15 protein-coding genes are annotated in these 18,229 nt (G+C 57.6%); 3 read left to right on the forward strand and 12 right to left on the reverse strand.

The annotated features are described in order from the left end of the window. Nucleotides 1-25 precede the first annotated feature (25 nt). Both H6F75_RS01190 and H6F75_RS01195 read right to left on the reverse strand, forming a co-directional pair. The gene (locus H6F75_RS01190; RefSeq protein ID WP_190748428.1) at nucleotides 26-229 is read right to left on the reverse strand and encodes a hypothetical protein; all 204 of its coding nucleotides are present in this window, start codon (nucleotides 227-229) and stop codon (nucleotides 26-28) included. Between the two features lie 152 nt (nucleotides 230-381). Next, nucleotides 382-3,117, reverse strand: a complete 2,736-nt coding sequence (locus H6F75_RS01195; protein ID WP_190748430.1) for a glucosidase — start codon at nucleotides 3,115-3,117, stop codon at nucleotides 382-384. Nucleotides 3,118-3,320: 203 nt separating this feature from the next. On the opposite strand from H6F75_RS01195, the gene H6F75_RS01200 reads away from it, so the two are divergent. Further along, the gene (locus H6F75_RS01200) at nucleotides 3,321-4,001 is read left to right on the forward strand and encodes a TVP38/TMEM64 family protein (RefSeq protein WP_190748432.1); all 681 of its coding nucleotides are present in this window, start codon (nucleotides 3,321-3,323) and stop codon (nucleotides 3,999-4,001) included. Nucleotides 4,002-4,142: 141 nt separating this feature from the next. Here the strand turns inward: H6F75_RS01200 and xseB are convergent, their stop codons facing one another. From xseB to H6F75_RS01215, 3 genes are all read right to left on the reverse strand, one after another. After that, nucleotides 4,143-4,355: an exodeoxyribonuclease VII small subunit gene (xseB, locus tag H6F75_RS01205; protein ID WP_190748434.1), complete on the reverse strand. Its 213-nt coding sequence runs from the start codon at nucleotides 4,353-4,355 to the stop codon at nucleotides 4,143-4,145. Nucleotides 4,356-4,408: 53 nt separating this feature from the next. After that, nucleotides 4,409-5,650 carry an exodeoxyribonuclease VII large subunit gene (xseA, locus tag H6F75_RS01210; protein ID WP_190748436.1) on the reverse strand — a complete coding sequence of 414 codons (1,242 nt, stop codon included), beginning with the start codon at nucleotides 5,648-5,650 and terminating at the stop codon, nucleotides 4,409-4,411. 248 nt (nucleotides 5,651-5,898) lie between these two features. Continuing rightward, complete coding sequence (locus H6F75_RS01215) at nucleotides 5,899-7,743, reverse strand: diguanylate cyclase (RefSeq protein ID WP_190748445.1); 1,845 nt, start codon at nucleotides 7,741-7,743, stop codon at nucleotides 5,899-5,901. 387 nt (nucleotides 7,744-8,130) lie between these two features. Here H6F75_RS01215 and H6F75_RS01220 point away from each other — a divergent pair, with 387 nt between their 5' ends. Further along, a complete protein-coding gene (locus H6F75_RS01220) occupies nucleotides 8,131-8,691 on the forward strand; it encodes a CPBP family glutamic-type intramembrane protease (RefSeq protein WP_190748447.1) in 561 nt (186 codons plus the stop codon). 160 nt (nucleotides 8,692-8,851) lie between these two features. Beyond that, the gene (locus tag H6F75_RS01225) at nucleotides 8,852-10,741 is read left to right on the forward strand and encodes an AAA family ATPase (RefSeq protein ID WP_190748448.1); all 1,890 of its coding nucleotides are present in this window, start codon (nucleotides 8,852-8,854) and stop codon (nucleotides 10,739-10,741) included. An 81-nt stretch (nucleotides 10,742-10,822) separates the two neighbouring features. On the opposite strand, the gene H6F75_RS01230 is transcribed toward H6F75_RS01225, so the two are convergent. From H6F75_RS01230 to H6F75_RS01260, 7 genes are all read right to left on the reverse strand, one after another. Further along, nucleotides 10,823-11,392: a hypothetical protein gene (locus H6F75_RS01230; RefSeq protein WP_190748449.1), complete on the reverse strand. Its 570-nt coding sequence runs from the start codon at nucleotides 11,390-11,392 to the stop codon at nucleotides 10,823-10,825. Between the two features lie 107 nt (nucleotides 11,393-11,499). Further along, nucleotides 11,500-12,828 carry an MATE family efflux transporter gene (locus tag H6F75_RS01235; protein WP_190748450.1) on the reverse strand — a complete coding sequence of 443 codons (1,329 nt, stop codon included), beginning with the start codon at nucleotides 12,826-12,828 and terminating at the stop codon, nucleotides 11,500-11,502. Nucleotides 12,829-12,859: 31 nt separating this feature from the next. Further along, complete coding sequence (locus H6F75_RS01240) at nucleotides 12,860-13,348, reverse strand: DUF3368 domain-containing protein (protein ID WP_190748451.1); 489 nt, start codon at nucleotides 13,346-13,348, stop codon at nucleotides 12,860-12,862. Then, a complete protein-coding gene (locus H6F75_RS01245; protein WP_190748452.1) occupies nucleotides 13,345-13,596 on the reverse strand; it encodes a UPF0175 family protein in 252 nt (83 codons plus the stop codon). Before H6F75_RS01245 ends, H6F75_RS01240 begins: the two co-directional genes overlap by 4 nt. Nucleotides 13,597-13,735: 139 nt before the next feature. Next, nucleotides 13,736-14,455 (reverse strand): ABC transporter ATP-binding protein, encoded by a 720-nt coding sequence (locus H6F75_RS01250; RefSeq protein ID WP_190748454.1) that lies wholly within the window; start codon nucleotides 14,453-14,455, stop codon nucleotides 13,736-13,738. Nucleotides 14,456-14,533: 78 nt separating this feature from the next. Next, nucleotides 14,534-16,312, reverse strand: a complete 1,779-nt coding sequence (locus tag H6F75_RS01255; RefSeq protein WP_190748455.1) for an ABC transporter ATP-binding protein — start codon at nucleotides 16,310-16,312, stop codon at nucleotides 14,534-14,536. Nucleotides 16,313-16,761: 449 nt separating this feature from the next. Next, nucleotides 16,762-18,072, reverse strand: a complete 1,311-nt coding sequence (locus H6F75_RS01260) for a homoserine dehydrogenase (RefSeq protein WP_190748458.1) — start codon at nucleotides 18,070-18,072, stop codon at nucleotides 16,762-16,764. Nucleotides 18,073-18,229 lie beyond the last annotated feature (157 nt).

Below are 18,229 nucleotides of genomic sequence, written 5' to 3' on the forward strand. Positions count from 1 at the left end.
CTGCCGGGTGAGTCGATGATGCCGCTCAATCGAACGGCGAGCCCGGAACCAAAATTCGACCTTGGAGGGCCTCGGCCTGGGCGATCGCCGTCACTTCACCTGATTGATAGCGGTAGGTTTGGCAGAATTTGGCGTCTACGGTGCCATCGTCGTCAGCTGTTGGTGCAGAGGCCACACAATGGAAAGCCACAGTTCGCTGGGTGCCGCCCACGCTGTCACCGGTTGTCACTAAGGTTTGGTCTTGCGCTTTTGCAGGGGTTTTAGGGGGCGATCGCGATCGTTTTCTGCAAATATCGCCACTGGGACAAACTGTGGCTTCTGGGCCAAGGCAATTCACGCCGCGTCAAGCCTGCGGTATTCCAGTCCGGGAGCCGACTTGAATCAGGTGTCCCTTTGGGGATCGCAGGTATATTCGGCCTGCTGCTGAATGAGCTTGGCGACTAGCCCCGTCCAGCCAGTTTGGTGGCTGGCTCCCAGCCCGGCCCCGTTGTCGCCATGGAAGTATTCGTAAAACAGCACATGGTCGCGCCAGTGGGGGTCTTGCTGTAGGGGAACAGTACCGCCATTGACGGGGCGATCGCCGTCGGCATTGATCTCAAAAATGGCGATCAGCCGCTGGGATAGCTCGCTGGCGACCTCCCACAGATTCATCCACTGCCCAGAACCGGTGGGGCATTCGACTTTGTAGTCGTCACCTAGATAGTGGTGAAATTTTTGCAGCGACTCGATAATCAGATAGTTGACCGGAAACCAGATCGGCCCCCGCCAGTTGGAGTTGCCGCCAAATAGCCCGCTGCTCGACTCCGCTGGTTCGTAGTCAACTCGGTACTCTTGGCCATTGGCGTGGAAGCTGTAGGGGTGCTCAGCATGGTATTTCGACAGGGCACGAATGCCGTAGGGACTCAAGAATTCGGACTCATCCAGCAGTTTTTCGAGCAGGCGGCGCAGGCGATCGCGTGGTTCGACCTGGCCTAGAGTGGCGTAGCACAGAGCCAGCATGCGCCGCGCTCCGGTGCCCTGGGTTTCCATGCAGGCCACATTGCGCTTCAGGTGGGGGCGATTTTGAATGAACCACTCCAGCCGTTCGGCAAAGCTGGGCAGTTTTTCCAAGGTTTTGGGCTCTAAGGTCATGACCGCGCAGAGGGGAATTAGCCCGACCAGTGAGCGAATTTTCATCTGGATGCGATGGTCACGAGCTGGCCCCTGACCATCACCGTCGGGTAGGTGCAGCACGTCGTAGAAAAACCCGTCTTCCTCGCTCCACAGGCGGGTTTGGTCGTCGCCGATGTGGTTCATGGCCTCGGCAATGTAGATGAAGTGCTCGAAGAATTTTGTGGCCATATCCTCGTAAACCGGGTTTTCAAGCGCCAGTTCCAGGGACATTTCCAGCATGTTGAGACAGTACATTGCCATCCAGCTAGTGCCGTCGGACTGCTCTAGGTTGCCGCCGGTGGGTAGCGGGGCGCTGCGGTCAAACACGCCGATATTGTCGAGACCGAGAAAGCCGCCCTCAAAAACGTTTTTGCCCTCAGCGTCTTTGCGGTTGACCCACCAGGTAAAGTTGAGCAGCAGTTTTTGAAAAACGCGTTCTAGAAAGGGCCGATGGTCTACGCTTGGCCCGGTCATCTTTTGAGAAATTTTATAAACGCGCCAGGTAGCCCAGGCGTGGACGGGTGGGTTGACGTCGCCAAAGGCCCACTCGTAGGCGGGCAACTGGCCGTTGGGGTGCATATACCACTCCCGCGTCAGCAGGTCGAGCTGCTGCTTGGCAAATTCGGGGTCAACCATGGCCAAAGGAATGCAGTGAAAGGCCAGATCCCAGGCAGCAAACCAGGGGTATTCCCACTTGTCGGGCATGGAGATGATGTCGGCGGTGTCGAGGTGTTGCCAGTGGCGGTTGCGGTGGCGATGCGGCTCTGGCCTGGTTGAATCCCCGCGCAGCCATTGTTCCACTGAGTAGGTGTAAACCTGCTTACTCCAGAGCAAACCTGCGATCGCCTGTCGCTGAATTTGCCGCTGACCGTCACTTAGCTCAAAAGGCGTAAGGGCTTGGTAGAAATCATCTGCCTCCTGCCGCCGAGTTTGGAGGATTTTCGCAAAGTCGTCACCAAAGGAATCTTCCAGGGTGGGCTGATCTGTCAGTCGGAGGCGTACTGTCTGCCGCTCCCCCGACCTAAGAGAAAATTGATAGTGGGGCGAGACTTTTGTGCCCACCTGAGCGGGATTCACTGCATCTGTTTGCCCATGAATCACCGCCTTGTGAATGCCGTCTTTGACGTAGGGTGAGGAATTTGTGCTGCCAAATACGGCTGCATGGTTGGTCTCATTTTCGGTGAAATATAGGGGCGGGGTTGCATCAGTCGAGCTTCCTTCGCAGTGGAGCCAGTAGTTTCCCAAAGTGGGGTGGGTGGCCTCTATCACAACATCCCCTGTAGGGGCAAACGGCCGTTTGCCCCTGCGTAACTCTGGCTTTTCTATGTCATCACCCCAGGCCCAGGTGTTACGAAACCACAGGGTCGGCAGCAGGTGAATTGTGGCTGGTTCAGGGCCGCGATTGACCACTTCAACGGCAATCAAAACGTCTTCGGGACCGGCCTTGGCGTATTCCACAAACACGTCAAAGTAGCGGTTTTCGCCAAACACGCCAGTATCCAGCAGCTCGTACTCGGGCTGGTCGTACCCGCGTCGCTGGTTTTCGGCCACTAGGTCAGCGTAGGGGTACTCGGCCTGGGGGTATTTATAGAGAAACCTTAGATAGCTGTGGGTAGGGGTGCTGTCGAGGTAAAAGTAGTATTCCTTGACGTCTTCGCCGTGGTTGCCCTGGCTGCCGGTAACCCCAAACAGGCGCTCCTTGAGCACGGGATCGTTCCCATTCCAGAGGGCTAGGGCAAAGCAGAGCAGCTGCTGGTCGTCGCAGATGCCGCCCAGGCCATCCTCGCCCCAGCGGTAGGCCCGCGAGTGCGACTGCTGGTGAGAGAAATAATCCCACGCTGCACCCGTAGCGCTGTAGTCTTCGCGCACGGTGCCCCACTGGCGATCGCTTAAATATGGCCCCCATTTCTGCCACGGCGTTTGCGATACATAGGCCGCTTTTAGGCGCTGGTGCTCTGGGTTCATGGGGCTAGAAGAGAGTTCGGTCTTCTTTAGGATGAGCCTTAATTTTAGGAATGGCTTGAGGCTGACCTAAAAATTTTTGTCATTCCCTAGCCCAGACCGGTTGCGATCGCTAGGAGCCACCCTGCTCAAAAATTTTAGAACTACAGAACCGTAAACCCTACGGCAAGCTAAAGAGGTTGACCTCAATAGCCCTACCCCAGCCTTTGAGGAATTTTTGGCTACGCCCAAATGGAGCGGCCCTGGCGATCGCTGTGGCCTGTGCTCTGGCGGCTGGCTGGCTGGTGCTTGGGCCTAGTCCTGACCTATTCAACCCCACCGCGCTGAAGCCAACCCTTCAACAAATGGGTCATTGGGGACCCGTTACCTACATCGCTGTGCTGGCGCTATCGGTGGTGGTGAGCCCGGTACCGGGTGCGCCCCTGGCGGTCGCGGCTGGTATGGTGTGGGGCATGCCAATGGCTGGCGTCTACAGCGTCATCGGTGGATTTTTGGGGAGTTTAATGGCCTACTTTCTGGGGCGCACCCTGGGCAGTGCTGTCATTCGGTCGCTGACAGGTAAATCTATTTCTGTAGACGCGCACCGTGGCGAACGGTATTTAGGCTGGCTGATTTTCTTCAGCCGCCTGTTTCCGGTGCTGCCCTTTGATGGGGTGAGCTACGGGGCAGGGATGCTCAAGCTCTCGGTCAAGGTCTATGCCGTGGCTACACTGCTGGGCATGATTCCCTCTACCTTTTTGCTGAGCTATGCCGGGCAAACACTGACCACAACCATGCCCCAAAGAGTAGCCATGTTCTGTTTGCTCTTGATTGTGTTCGTGGGCCTGCCGTGGGTCGCCCACCGCTATAACTGGTTTGGCTTTCGCGACATCATTCGTATTGAGTAAGCGACTGGGCTAGAGACGATTAGCTGTAGCAGAAGAACAAAAATAGAAGAGCAAAGAATGCTCGATAGGTTTGAATCTTGCCGTTTTGAACTGCTCTAAGCCAGATTTCACTGGCTGTAAGCCCAATCATTGAGGTTAGGTTCAGTGGTCAGCCAGGGTTTCAATCAGCAAGTCTACCTGCTGCTGCTTCTCGTTCAGGTAGGTTTCGCACTGCTGGAGGGCCTGCACGGCCTGTTCAAACTGGCTCAGCACCGCCGCTAGGGGCAGGCTGCCCGATTCGAGGTCGGCGATGATGCCTTCGACGGTGGCGACGGTGTTTTCGTAGTTCCAGGGGTCGGCGGCTTTCTTGGGCATGGGGGTGAAGGGGTGGATGGGTAGGGGGTGGATGGAGATAGGAGATAAGGGAGTTAGGAGATGAGGGGGTGAATTTGGGTGACTTGGACGGTGAGGTGGCCCTGGGCGAGCTGTATTTGGAGGGTTTCGCCGGGGGTGACGCTGCTGGCTTGGGTAACGAGCTGGCTGGCTTCGTCACGGACTAGAGCATAGCCTCGCTTAACCACGGTGTCGGGGTCAAGGGTCATCAGGTGGCTGCGTAGGGCAGCGGTGCGATCGCTTGCCTGTCTCATTTCTACCTGCACCCCCTGCACCAGTCGGCGCTTGAGCTGTTTGAGGTGAATGATCTGCTGCTCGATTTGCTGGTCGAGGCGAGTGCGCAGCAATCGTTGCCTAAGGCGGTGCACATCGCTTTGGGCATTGAGCAGGTGCTCGGCGGTTAGGGTTTTGAGCAGGGCTACCCGCTGGTGGTGAGCTTCGATTAGATCGGCCAGGGCGGGAACGGCGGCGATCGCCGCCGCCGTCGGGGTATGGGCACATAGATCCGCCGCCAGATCGGCCAACGATTCGTCGCGCTGGTGGCCGATGCCGGTCACCACCGGGATGGGGCAGTTGGCGATCGCCCGCACCACGCGCTCATCGTCAAAACACTCCAAATCTTCGCTGGCCCCGCCGCCGCGAGCCAGGATCAGCACCTCGGCGCGACCGTCGCGGGCCACCCGAGCTATCGCGGCCTCAATTGAGGCGGGGGCGGTGTCGCCCTGCACCGTGGCCGGCGAGAAGAGCAAGTGCAGGCCGGGATGGTGGTGCCGCAGCGATCGTTGAATGTCTCCCCATGCCGCCGCTTGGGGAGACGACACCACCGCAATGGTTTGGGGCAGGGCGGGCAACGGGCGCTTAAACTCGGGGTCAAACAGACCCTCAGCGGCAAGCCGCTGGCGCAGCTGGCGATAGCGCAGGGCCTTGAGGCCGTCGCCGCTGGGCAGCACTTGCCACACCGTCAGCTGGTAGCTGCTGCGCTGGGGATAGACTTTCACCGTGCCCAGAGCAATCACCTGTTCGCCGACGGCAGGCAGGGTCGTGAGCCGCGCCTGCTGACTGCGCCAGGCCACAGCATTGATGGCAGCCCCGGTGTCGGGGTCGGTGAGAGTAAAAAACAGCCCCTTGGCGTGGTTGTTGGCGCTAGACACTTCGCCGACCACCCAGACCTGGCGCAGGGTGGGGTCGTCTTCTAAAACGGCCTTGATGTAGTCGACTAAACCGCCAACGCTCAAGGCCGCCGGGGCCATAGCCACATTAAACTCAGGGTTAGTCATGGAATCTCATGCTTAGCCAAACTCCAGTGTGGGCTAGATGGCTGTTAACATCAACCGGCCAGTTGGCCTGTGCTGCGAACTGCTTAGCTGACGGCTAGTACTTAACCAAGCTAATTGTGACAAGCTCGAATAGCTAGGGTTCACGGTCTAAGGTGTACGGTTTAAGGCATGTCGTGACCCTAAACCCTAGACCCTGAACCCTTGACCCTTAAACCCAAACAATCTGTCACCTTTAGCTGGACAACCTACTAGGTAAAGCTGTCGCCCACCACGTACCGATTGCGGCCTTGGGCCTTGGCTTCATAGAGAGCTAGGTCGGCGCGATGGATGAGCTCTCTGGGGGAGTGCTCTTTGACGGCGGGGCAGTGGCACACGAGGCCAAAGCTCAGGGTTAAGTTTGAGCTCACCTTCGAATAATCGTGGGGCAGCGGGCACTGGGCGATCGCCGCCTGAACTTTTTCGACAATTTCAATACTGCCATCAAGGGTGGTATCGGGCAGCAGCAGCACAAATTCTTCGCCGCCGTAGCGGGCGACCAGATCGCCTGGCCGCTTGACCACAGTGCTTAGCATCTGGGCCACTTTGCGCAGGCAGTCATCACCTGCCAAGTGACCATAGTTGTCGTTGTAGGGCTTGAAGTAATCAATGTCACAGAGAATCAGCGACAAATATTTTTGCTGGCGGCGGGCCCGCTGCCATTCCAGGTCGAGGGCCTGATCAAAACTGCGGCGGTTGGCAATTTCGGTGAGACCATCGACGGTGGCCAGCCGGTTGAGTTCGGCATTGACCAGCTTGAGCTTTTGGTTGAGGTCGGCCTGGGTGACTTCGGCCCGCTTGCGCTCGGTAATATCGCGCACAATCACCAGCACCTCGTTTTGGCTGATGGGCACTATCCGCGACTCTTCGTGGCGCAGTTCGCCGTTGATTTCAATAGTGTGTTCGTAGCGCTGACGGGTGCCCGTAGATAGGGCAACCCGCACGTGGTGCATGCGCTGGTCGGCCAGCTCCTCAGGAAAGTTGACGTAAAGCGATTGTCCGCGATCGGGGGCAATAGGGCCATAGAGGGTAATCTCGCCGCCCGAAATCAGGTCGAGAATGTTGCCGTTTTCGTCGATGCGCATCATCAGATCGGGGATGGCTTCGAGCAGGGCCTGCTGGGTGGCCTGGTGGTCTCTGAGGGCAAACTCGGCCCGTTTGCGATCGCTGATATCCAGCGTAGTGCCGTCAATGCGAAGGGGGGTCCCGTCAGTATCGCGCACCAGGCGGGCCTGCCCCCGCACCCAGCACATGGTGCCATCGGCACGAAAGATCCGGTACTCCCGATCAATTTTGCCCTGGTAGCTCAGGGCCTCAATATCTGCCAAAAGCAGTGGGTAATCGTCGGGATGAATGCAGTTAAACCAAAGGTCAGCATCGGCTAAAAAAGCCTCTGGGGGGTGGCCGTAGAGGTCAGTGGAGGCGGCGTTGACGTAGATGGTTTCCAGGGTTAAGGGATCAACCGACCACACCACGCACTCCAGCGAGTTGAGAATGCTGTCGATGCGCTGCTGCTGCGATCGCAGCTCGGCCTGGGTGATCTCTAATTTTTCAGAGCTGCTAATGACCCACTGCTCTAGCTGCCGAGACAGAGCATCGCGCTCGGTTTCAAACTGCTTGCGATCGCTAATATCCCGCCAAATCGACAGGTGATGATTTGGCTGAACGTGAGCTGTCGCCGCGAACTCCACCGTTTTGATAGTGCCGTTGTCGAGCCGCAGCTGCTGTTCCCTCCGCGTCTGCCCCGCCGCCAAAAAATCCTGCCAAACCGTCTCAAACTCTTCGCCCAACAGCAAAAAATCGGCCACTCGTCGCCCAACTAAGTCTGCCTCAGGCAGCTCTAGCAGTGCACAGGCCGCTGGGTTGGCCGCCAGATAATACCCGGCGTCATCAGTAATCAGCATGGCATCAAGGGCGGCCTCAAAGATGCTCCAGGGCAGGGCTGAGTCTAGCTGCAGGCTAACCCCTACTTCCTTCGCACTAGCAGTGTCCCCGCCAAGATCTGACGGGGATGCTTCTAACTTAGCGGGGGGCTCGGACTCTGCGGGCAAAGGCATGACGCGGTTAGTAACTTCATCTTAAGAATTTCTGACCTTGCCAGAGTGAGCTGGCAACACCCGTCGAACCAGCGTCAAATTAAAAGAACGTCTTTGTTAGCATGCCCCAATCTTTAAAGATGCTTGAATTTAGTTACGCTCAAATCTCGTATTCAGTAGCTAGTTCTCCTGACTTTTCTCCACGCAGTCTAAACCGGGTGCGGCTGATTTAGGGGCAGCAGCAGATGGCAGCCTTCATCACACCACCCCCTAATCAATCTGTTTACTATGGAAGTAGGCGCTCTGGGGGACCGTCACCCTGATTGCGCTGATGCTTTCCCTTGGCTCAGGTTGCCAACCTGCTTAGGAAGGCCGCCATCGTTTGCTACCACTACTGCATTGGTACCGTTGCAACACCTTCGCCTTAGCGCTTATATTGCCCTCCGGCTTACCCTGCATCGGTTGCGGCAGGCTGCAACTACTTGGCCACCGGCTCAGGACTGGATGCTAGCGGCTGGGCTAACGGTGGCGCTGGGGCTGGTGACGATTCCCCTGGGGTTGCGCAGCCATTTTTTGGCCCCCACCCTGGCCGATATTACCTGGGGTGATGGGCTGCGGCTGGCGGCGCGGGTGCTGTTGGTGCCCGCCCTGCTCGAAGAGGGGTTTTGGCGGGTGCTGCTGCTGCCCCACCCAACCGAGATCATGAGCGATCGCCGCCGCTGGCGGCTGGGGCTGCCTATGCTGGGTCTGTTTGTCGTCATGCATCCTCTCAATGCCATGACCCTCTACCCCGTGGCCTTTGCTACCTTTAGCAACCCGGTATTTTTGTTGTCGGCTGCCCTGCTGGGCCTGATCTGCACCATTGCCTACTGGAAGTCGGGCTCCTGGTGGGTGGTTGCGGCCATGCACTGGCTGGTGGTGATGGTGTGGCTGGTATTTTTGGGTGGCTACAGCGCCCTGAGCCTCTAGGGCAGGGTGACATCACGGCTTAACGTTGTTTCTCAATTTTTATAACGACTGGGGCAGGACGCAGCGGTTTTGCGGATTGGGAGTGAACCCTTAGGTCTGGGGAACGCTAAGCGGCACCTATCCCCTCGCTGTCAGCCCCAACCTGTGATGAGTAACGCCCATGAATGACTTCTTCAAAGGCTTTGAACAACTGCTCGAACTGGCTAAAACGCTAGAAGAAAAAGCCGAAAGCGGCGAGCTCAAAACCAACGTGCAGATCAACGCTCGGAGCATGGGCAGCATTCCCCGCCAGGGCAACATCCCCAACATCGGCGTCAGCCACATGAACCGCAACCCCAGCGCCCCTGACATTGAGAATGATCCCGCTGTCGAAGCAGTCATCATCACACCACCCCCCAGCGAGGGTTCCTACCCAACTCCCTCATCCTCCCCATCTTCCCCACACCCATCCTCCCCCCACCACCCCACTATGGGCGATGTCGGTGGCCTCTCCGCCACTCTGCAAGAGCTGCGCGAACTGGTGGAAATTCCCCTCAAGCGCCCCGACGTGCTGGCCAAGCTGGGTCTAGAGCCCACGCGCGGCGTGCTGCTGGTTGGCCCTCCCGGCACGGGCAAAACCCTCACCGCGCGCTCCCTGGCCGAAGATTTGGGGGTCAACTACATTGCCATCGTTGGCCCTGAGGTAATGGGCAAATACTACGGCGAGGCGGAGCAGCGCCTGCGGGCCATTTTTGAAAAGGCCAAAAAAGCGGCACCCTGCCTGGTATTTATCGACGAAATCGACAGCCTGGCCCCCGATCGCAGCAAGGTCGAAGGCGAGGTCGAAAAGCGCCTGGTCGCCACCCTGCTGGGTCTGATGGATGGCTTTGCCCAAACCAAGGGCGTGATCGTGCTGGCCGCCACCAACCGGCCCGACCACATTGACCCTGCTCTCCGCCGCCCGGGTCGCTTCGATCGCGAGGTGCAGTTCCGCGTGCCCGATCGCCAGGGTCGGTGCGAGATTCTGCAAATTCAAACCCGCGACATGCCGTTAGATGGCGTGGATTTGGATGCGATCGCCGATCTGGCGGTTGGCATGGTTGGGGCCGACCTCAAGGCCCTCTGCCAAAAGGCTGCCTACTTTGCCCTGCGCCGTCAGGTGCCAGATCTGGCTGGCCCCGTACCCGACACCATGACCCTGGTGCACACCGACTTTCTCCAGGCAATTAAAGAAATCAAGCCTTCAGTGCTGCGATCGGTGGAGGTAGAGTCGCCTGCGATCGCCTGGGAGGACATTGGCGGCTTAGACTCCGTCAAGCAGATTCTGCAAGAATCGGTGGAAGGGGCGCTGCTCTACCCCGAACTCTACGCCCAAACGGGGGCTAAAGCGCCTCGAGGGCTGCTGCTGTGGGGGCCACCGGGCACCGGCAAAACCTTGCTGGCCAAGGCTGTAGCCGCTCAGGCTCGGGCCAACTTTATCGCCGTCAACGGGCCAGAACTGCTGAGCCGCTGGGTCGGTGCTGCCGAGCAGGCGGTGCGCGAGCTGTTTGCCAAAGCCCGCCAGGCCGCGCCCTGCGTAATATTTATTGATGAAATTGACACCCTGGTGCCCGCCCGAGGCCAGTACCAGGGAGATTCTGGGGTGAGCGATCGTGTCGTCGGCCAGCTCCTCACTGAGCTGGATGGTCTCCAGAGCTGCACCAACGTACTGCTAATTGGGGCGACCAACCGCCCCAGTGCCCTTGACCCCGCCATTCTGCGCGCCGGACGCATCGACCTTCAGCTCGAGATCAGCCTGCCCGATGCGGCGGGGCGGCTGGCGATTTTGCAGGTGCACAACAGCGATCGCCCTTTGGTCGCCGTCGATCTCAACGACTGGTCTACCCGCACCGACGGCTGGAACGGTGCCGACCTGGCTCTGCTCAGCAACCAGGCGGCCCTCGAAGCCGTGCGCGAATACCGCGCCCAGGGTATGACCGACCCCAGCCAGATTCGCATTGCGGCCCACCACTGGGAGCAGGCTCACCAGGCGATTCTCAATCAGCGCAGCTCGGTGGCCAGCCGGGGGTAGCCCGAAGCAAAATCCGGGTTTCTGATGAGTTTATCAGCCTATTCTTAAGCCATAGAAACCCGGTTTTTCCGAGTCTATACTCTACGCCGCTTCGCTAAAGATAACTTCAGAATTGCGCAACCGCTTGTAGGTGCGATAGCGGTTGTATAGATCTCGATTTGAGAAAAAGAAGAGAGAAACCGCTTCCCATAAAAACACCCAGCCGCCAATAAACAACCCCTCGGTGAGTACAGAGGTGAATATGTTGATGTCCAGTGGTTCTACCAGTCGGGCTGCCAAAAGCGTGCCTAAGCCCGCAACCACGTAGCGGGCAGTGCGGGTGTTGAGCAGCCTAATTTCTTTTTTGAGTAGGTAGAGTTTAAAGTCGACGCTGTTTCTCAACCCGGCTCTGACCTCTTGCTCCATGGCTTCGTCGCGGGTGCTAGGGGGCAAGGTAAAACACACCTCAAGGTCGTACTTTCGCGGAATTTCGTCCGCGCTACTTTCTAAATAAAACTGCAAGTCTGGATCGAGTTCTCGCCGTTTAAAGGGAGCAGGATCCCATTCGCTAAAAATATCGGTGTAGTGGTCGAGGGCAGCTTCGATCATGTATGCATTATTTGCCTCATCGATCGCATAGATTTCATTAAACAGCTCTTCTTTTAGCGCCATAGAAGCCTCAGCCGAAGAAATCAGCCCCATCATCCTGAGCGGGATTGGCTGTGGCTATCAGTTATAGCTAAACGTTGTAAGAAAAGAGTAGGAATACAAACCAGCGGTTAGGCCAAAGATTTGGGCACCGCCCAGAGTAGGGTGAGGGCGCGGGCCGCCATCAATCCCACCAGGGCCAGCCACAGCAGATGCGCACTACCGAGGGCTTGGGCCAGCAGGGCTAGAGGCAAAAACCCAACCCCCGCAGCCAGCACCGTGGCATTGCGCAATATGCGGCCAGCCGTCAGGCCAAGAAAATAGCCGTCGAGCATGTAGGCGATCGCCCCCAATCCCAAAACAGGAATCAACCACCCCACGTAGACTTCGACAATCGCGATCACGTTTTGATGGCCCGTCAGCAGGCCAAACAGCGGGGCTGGAAACAGCACAAAGGACAGCGCGAAGGATAGCCCTAAGGCGATGCTGGTGAATCCTCCCAAAGTTAATAGACGGCGCAGGTGGGTGCGATCGCCGCTGCCATAGTAGCGCCCCGCAAAGCTTTCCGTGGCAAAGGCGATGCCGTCAATAAAGTAGGCTGAGAGCGTCACCACCTGGAGCAGCAGCGTATTCGCCGCCAGGGTTTCGCGGCCCAGAGCCGAGCTGAAATTGGTAAACAGCGCAAAGCTCAGCACCAGGGCAAAAGTGCGCACCAAAATGTCGCGGTTCAGCAAAAATAGCCCTTTAATCGCCAGCAAATTCCACCCCTGGGGCACTACTGCCCAAAGCTTTTGGAAGCCGCCTTCTCTAGCCAAGAGGCTCAGCCCCACTGCCAGGGTGACGTACTGACTGAGGGCAGTGCCCAACCCTGCCCCAGTGCTGGCCCAGCCCAAACCATTGATGAAAATAGTGTTGAAGACCACGTTGCTGCCGTTGCCTACCAGCGACAGCGCAATTACCCGGCGACCCTTTTCGCGGCCTAGAAACCAGCCCATCAGCACCAGATTCATCAGCACTGCTGGGGCATCCCAAATGCGGGCGTTGTAGAATGCCATACCCGCTGCTCTGACCTCGGGTTCAGCGCTGAGCAGGGCAAAGCTAAGGTCGCGAATCGGCACCTGAAGCAGCAAAATCGCCATCCCAAAACTCAGGGCGATCGCCCCGTTGCGCAGCAAGATCAGCCAAAGTTCCTCGGCATCGCCCCGACCCCGCGCCTGGGCCGTTGTACCTGTGGTGCCCATGCGCAAAAAGCCAAAGCTCCAGTAGACCACGTTGAAAACTACCGTGGCCAGGGCCACCCCACCCAGGTGACTAATGTCGTCCAGATGACCGAGAAAGGCCGTATCTACGAGGCCCGCCAGGGGCACCATCAGGTTTGAGATGATATTGGCAGCTGCCAGCCTCAGAAAACTGGGCAGAAAGGCAGGGGCAATTAAGCTGTCAGTAGTATTCCTGGCCATTGCGGGTAAAGGCTTGGCCTCCTATGTGATATCAAGCTTCACCGACATCTTGCAGAATTTGGCGGTACAAGTCAGGATGAACCCGAAACTTAGCTTGACTAACTAATGCATCTAACAGTGGCTTAAGTTCAGTAATCAAATCGCTCTGCTTAGCGGCGACCAATACCCCAAGTAGCCCCGTTACCTTTAGGCCAAAACGTTGGGCCACTTGTCTGCCCAAACGTTCATCCATCAGTAGGCGATCGCCGCCAACTTCAATAGACAATGCGATCGCCTCAGCTTCCCCTAGGTCTAGCTCATCCTTCAATTCCGTAACCAACAATTGATTTTGAACTGCTTGAACAACAATCCAATCGGTCTTCAGTAGCCAGGAAGTTTCAATACCAAAAGCTTCCAACCTGCTGATCTCCTGATAGACACCTTCAGGAATGAACAATTTGCCATAAAGTGCTTTCAACAGGTGCAGTTGCTCAATTCTTAAAAGGTTACTGATCGGCGACGTATCGCTGATGACAATCATCGCCAGTAATTATTGCGCAAGCTTTCAATATCGGCTTGATAATCCGCTAAGCCGTAATGAAGGTCGATGCCACGATCAAACAGAAGTTCTTGAAAGGCCATCTGATGCATTCCAGCAATAGCGCTGGCTGTGCCTAAGGTAATGAGCTCTTGCCGAAACAGCGCAATGGCAATCTCTCGCAACCAATCGGCTTGAGAGAGCGTCTGCTCTTGAAGCGCTTCGTCAGGAATCTCTAGGGTAATTTTCACCGAGTAAGCTCTCTTGATATGAGGTCATACGGCATACCTTACTTTAGCATAGGACACACTATTGAAAGAGCATCAGCGATAGCGATAGATGGCTACGCTAAAGGGTTCAGTGAGGCGAGTAAATTGGAAACAGCTTGCATTACCTTAAGGCAATAGACTCGGCCAAATCGTTGGGGCTGAGGTGGTCGTTGAGAATTTTGCCGTCTTTGAACCAGATAATGCGCTGGCTGGCCCGAGCCACATCGGGCTCGTGGGTAACCATGACAACGGTGATGCCTGCAGCGTGGAGGTCGGCGAAGATGCCGAGCACGTCCTCGGTGGTGCGGGTATCTAGGGCTCCTGTGGGTTCGTCGGCCAGCAGGAGGAGAGGGTTGTTAACGATCGCCCTAGCGATCGCTACCCGCTGCTGCTGCCCCCCCGACAGTTGGGTAGGCTTGTTGTTGATGCGATCGCCCAGCCCCACCCGCACCAATGCCTCCGTCGCCCGCTGGTGGCGCACCTCGCTGCGCACCCCGGCGTAGATCATTGGCAGCTCCACATTCTCCCGCGCGGTGAGCTGGGGCAGCAAATGAAATTGCTGAAACACAAAGCCAATTTTCTGGTTGCGAATAAGGGCTAGGGCGTCATCATCCAGGGTGGCTACGTTCTGATTGTCAAAGAAATATTCCCCTGCGGTGGGGCGATCGAGGCAGCCAACCATATTCATGGCGGTCGACTTACCCGAGCCAGATGGCCCCATGATGGCGCAATACTCACCGGGGTAGATTGACAGATTCACGTCCCACAAAGCCCGTACCTCGGTGTTGCCCGAGCCGTAGACTTTTTGTAGCTGACGAAACTCGATCAGGGGAGTGGACATAGGCAAGACCGTGAGGAGCTGGGGCGGTGAGGGACATGGAATTGACAGCAATCCCATCGATTAAGTCTCCCGCTCAGGCTAGCGCAGGCCAGACTGAACCCGCCATAGACTGGCGTAGATGCCGTTCATGTCTAGCAGTTCTTCGTGGCGGCCCCGTTCGACAATTTCGCCGTGGGCCATGACGTAGATGCAGTGGCAGTGGCGAATGGTGGAAAGGCGGTGGGCGATCGCCAGAGTCGTTCGGTTTTGGGTGATCACCGCCAGCGATCGCTGGATCGCTGCCTCGGTCTCGTTATCCACCGCCGAAGTTGCCTCGTCGAGCACCAGAATCGGTGGGTCTTTGAGAATAGCGCGGGCGATCGCCAGCCGCTGCCGCTGGCCCCCCGACAATTTCTGCCCCCGCTCGCCCACAATGGTGTCGTAGCCCTGGGGCATCTGCACGATAAATTCGTGGGCCTCCGCCAGCTTAGCGGCGTGGAGGATGTCGTCGAAGGTGGCATCAAAGCTGCCGTAGGCAATGTTCTCCGCCACGGTGCCCGAAAACAAAAACACATCTTGACTAACCAGGCCAATGCAGCGGCGCAGATCCTGGGGCAGCAGGTCTTGAATCTCCTGGCCGTCGACCAAAATGCGGCCCTGCTGGGGCTGATAAAAGCGCAGCAGCAGCTTCACCAAAGTGCTCTTGCCCGAGCCGGTGGCTCCCACCACCCCAATGCTCTGCCCAGCAGGAATATGGAGGGAGAGATTCTTTAGAACAGGCTGGCGGTTGGCGTAGGCAAAGCTGACGTTTTCGTAGCGCACCTCGCCGCGCACCTGTTCCACCGGCAGTGGGTTGCGCCCAGGCACCAGCTCGATCGGCTCATCCAGCAGGCCCAGCACCCGCCGCACCGAGGCCATCGCCCGCTGGTACTCATCCATAATTTCGCTGAGCTGGGTAAAGGGCCACAGCAGCCGCTGAATGATAAACACCATAAAGCCGTAGGTGCCCGCCGACAGAGTGCCGTCGGCCACTGCCAGACCGCCCAAAAACAGCATCAGGGTAAAGCCCACCAAAATGAAAATCCGAATCAGCGGAATAAAGGCGGCGCTGAGGGCGATCGCCCGGCGGTTGCTGTAGCGGTAGGCATCGCTGTCTAGGGTGACGCGATCGCGCTCATACCCCTCCGCCGTAAAGCTTTTAATCGTGGCAATTCCCGACAGGTTGTTGGCCAGCCGCCCGCTGATCAGACCCGCTTTGTCGCGCACCTCGGCGTAGCGAGGGGCCAGTCGCTTCTGAAAAGCGATCGATCCCCACAGCACAAAGGGAATCGGCAGCATCGCCATCCACGACACCCCCGGCGCCAGAATTAAGAACGTCGCTCCCACCCACAGCACCGTGGTAAAAAAACGCAGCAGATTATGGGCTCCGGTATTGAGGAACCGCTCCAGCTGGTTGATGTCGTCGTTCAAAATCGACAGCAGGCCGCCCGTGCTGCGGTCTTCAAAATAGCTGAGATCCTGGCTTTGCAGATGGCTGTAGGTGTCGATCCGCAGGTCGTGCTGCAAATTCTGGGCTAGGTTACGCCACAGCCACGCATAGATATACTCGCTCAGCGACTCCAGGGTCCAGATCAAGAACGTCAGTGCCGACAGCACCCCCAGCTGTCCCGGAATGCTGGTGATCCCCACGCGGGCAATCAGCGAGCTTTCATTGTTGGTTACCACGTCGATGGCGATACCGATCAGGTAGGGCGGGGCCAGGTCGAAGATGGTATTGAGAACGGAGTTGGTCACGGCCCCCCAGATCTGAGGCCGATAGTTGCGCCCGTAGCGCAATAACCGCTGCAAGGGGTGCCGCGCCGATTGAATACTCGCCATAGATGCCCTAACTGCAAAAGCTAAAGTGTAACTAACCCAATATCGAACTTTAAATTTGCGATTTTGGATGTAGCCCAATTCAGAATGAGCGTCGCTGTGAACCGCTGGTAGGCAATGCCTGCCCTACGAATGCTCCTTGATACCCACTCTTCGGTTCAACGCTCCTCACTTGAGTTGCCAACTAGTCGATTTGCAGAACAGACGTTTAAACCGATGATCAATTCCTCCTTTCCGTGAGGTGAAGGACGGCGGCACGTCCCTCTCGTAGGCCGAAAGACGTGCGGAGCCGGGGGGCTGGGACCAGCGAAATGGCCCCAGCAGCAGATTTGGCTGCGACCCCAATTGTGCGCCGCTAGGCCAAGCAACATACCCAATACCGTGAGCGGTGCATTGCGGTCCATCAGATGTCAGATCAAAGCATGGATAGGATTCCACGTCGCGAATGCACCCTACAACACCCGCAGCACACTGGCCACACTGTGAATCTCCTTATACTCCCGCAGCTCATCCAGCGCAGTCTGAAAATTCGCCTCCGTCACCTCATGGCTAACGATCACAATTTCCGCCCGCGTCTCGTGCTGGCCAATCTGCACAATCGACTCCAAACTCACCCGGTGACGGCCAAAGCACAGCCCCAGTTTGCCAATCACCCCCGGCTCATCCTCCGCCAGCAGCCGCACGTAAAAGCGACTGACAATGTCGGCCATGGGGCTAACCTTGCAGTAGTGCTGATGACTACAGGCCAGCAGGGGGTTAGTCGATTGAGGCGTCGTCCCTGCCCGCAGGTTTGCCGCCAAATTCAGCAGGTCAGACACCACGGCGCTGGCGGTTGGCCCCTCTCCAGCTCCGGGGCCAAAGAACATCACCTGGCCAACGGGGTCGCCCTCAATCAAAATGGCGTTGTAAACATCGCTAACTGACGCTAGGGGATGACTCACGGGCACCAGCGTCGGATGCACCCGCAGCTGCAATTGATCCAGTGCCTGATCAGAGGTTTCGTCGAAGTCGCTATCACGGCGGGCGATCGCCAGTAGCTTAATCACAAACCCCAGCCGATCTGCATAGGCAATATCGGCGGCGGTCACATGGCGAATGCCTTCGCTATAGACCTCCGACAGCTTAATGCGTCCCCCAAAGGCCAGCGACGCCAAAATTGCAATCTTGTCGGCAGCATCCAGACCGTCCACATCCGCACTGGGGTCGGCCTCGGCGTAGCCCAGGCGCTGGGCATCGGCCAAAATCGCCTCAAAGTCGCCCCCCTCCCGCTGCATGCGAGTCAGGATGTAGTTCGTGGTGCCGTTGATAATCCCCGTTACCGCGCGGATGCGGTTGACCCCCAGCGCCTGCTTCAGCGGCTGAATGACGGGAATGCCCCCCGCCACCGCCGCCTCCAGCATCACATAGACCCCCGCCTCATTGGCGGCGGTAAAGATCTCATCGCCGTAGCGAGCAATCACCGCCTTGTTGGCCGTCACCACATGCTTACCGTGGGCAATGGCCTTGAGAATCAGCGATCGCGCCGGCTCCAGCCCCCCCATCACCTCCACCACCACATCGATGGTGGGGTCGCTGACAATGCTCTCCAGGTCAACGGTGAGGCGATCGCCTTCAATCGCCACCGCTCTGGGCTTATCTAGACTGCGCACCCCCACGCGGGCCAGCTCTATCTGCCCCACAAGCGGATGACGATGGGCCGGATCCAGCAAAATCTTGGCCGTCCCCGACCCCACCGTCCCCAACCCCAGCAAACCGACACGCATCACCAATGGTCTGACTTCCTTAACTGCGATCGCTAGCCCAATTGTAAAGGGATTGTTGTCCCCCCTGGGCGCAGATACCAACGGCCACAAAAAAAGGAAGGGCTAAACCCTTCCTTTTTTTATGTAGGCAAATAAGCGATCGCCCTCAGCCACTATT

It is taken from the genome of Nodosilinea sp. FACHB-131 (assembly GCF_014695395.1).
In the GTDB taxonomy this organism is placed as follows: Bacteria; Cyanobacteriota; Cyanobacteriia; order Phormidesmidales; family Phormidesmidaceae; genus Nodosilinea.

Bases quoted from the DNA above. Each gene is read 5' to 3' on its own strand.
- H6F75_RS01195 (WP_190748430.1), bottom strand. From the start codon at position 3,117: ATGAACCCAGAGCACCAGCGCCTAAAAGCGGCCTATGTATCGCAAACG.
- xseB (WP_190748434.1), bottom strand. From the start codon at position 4,355: ATGCCCAAGAAAGCCGCCGACCCCTGGAACTACGAAAACACCGTCGCC.
- xseA (WP_190748436.1), bottom strand. From the start codon at position 5,650: ATGACTAACCCTGAGTTTAATGTGGCTATGGCCCCGGCGGCCTTGAGC.
- H6F75_RS01215 (WP_190748445.1), bottom strand. From the start codon at position 7,743: ATGCCTTTGCCCGCAGAGTCCGAGCCCCCCGCTAAGTTAGAAGCATCC.
- H6F75_RS01225 (WP_190748448.1), top strand. From the start codon at position 8,852: ATGAATGACTTCTTCAAAGGCTTTGAACAACTGCTCGAACTGGCTAAA.
- H6F75_RS01230 (WP_190748449.1), bottom strand. From the start codon at position 11,392: ATGGCGCTAAAAGAAGAGCTGTTTAATGAAATCTATGCGATCGATGAG.
- H6F75_RS01235 (WP_190748450.1), bottom strand. From the start codon at position 12,828: ATGGCCAGGAATACTACTGACAGCTTAATTGCCCCTGCCTTTCTGCCC.
- H6F75_RS01240 (WP_190748451.1), bottom strand. From the start codon at position 13,348: ATGATTGTCATCAGCGATACGTCGCCGATCAGTAACCTTTTAAGAATT.
- H6F75_RS01250 (WP_190748454.1), bottom strand. From the start codon at position 14,455: ATGTCCACTCCCCTGATCGAGTTTCGTCAGCTACAAAAAGTCTACGGC.
- H6F75_RS01255 (WP_190748455.1), bottom strand. From the start codon at position 16,312: ATGGCGAGTATTCAATCGGCGCGGCACCCCTTGCAGCGGTTATTGCGC.
- H6F75_RS01260 (WP_190748458.1), bottom strand. From the start codon at position 18,072: ATGCGTGTCGGTTTGCTGGGGTTGGGGACGGTGGGGTCGGGGACGGCC.